This window comes from Algibacter ulvanivorans, from assembly GCF_048381495.1.
GTDB classification, from domain to species: domain Bacteria; phylum Bacteroidota; class Bacteroidia; order Flavobacteriales; family Flavobacteriaceae; genus Algibacter_B; species Algibacter_B ulvanivorans.
In genome coordinates, this window is sequence record NZ_JBLWGD010000124.1 from 1 (window position 1) to 223 (window position 223).

The window sequence follows — 223 nt, forward strand, 5'->3', positions numbered from 1 at the left end:
ACATTTACAGATACCGGTGCAGCACAGTTTACAAAAGTCGGATTGATATTATCGGTTACAGTCACAGTTTGCGTACAAGTGGCCGTATTACCAGCGCCATCGGTTACGGTCCAAGTGACCGTTGTTTCTCCTAATGGGAATGAGGCAGGTGCATCATTAGATATGGATGTTGTGTTACAGTTATCATCCACAGTAGGCGTTCCAAGATTGACATTAGCGGCAT

Annotated in this window: 1 protein-coding gene; it reads right to left on the reverse strand. The window is 44.8% G+C overall.

Annotated elements, in window-relative coordinates; all coding sequences use genetic code 11:
• On the reverse strand, nucleotides 1–223 hold a 223-nt coding region (locus ACNG5D_RS16225), incomplete at both ends, for an HYR domain-containing protein (protein ID WP_418184560.1).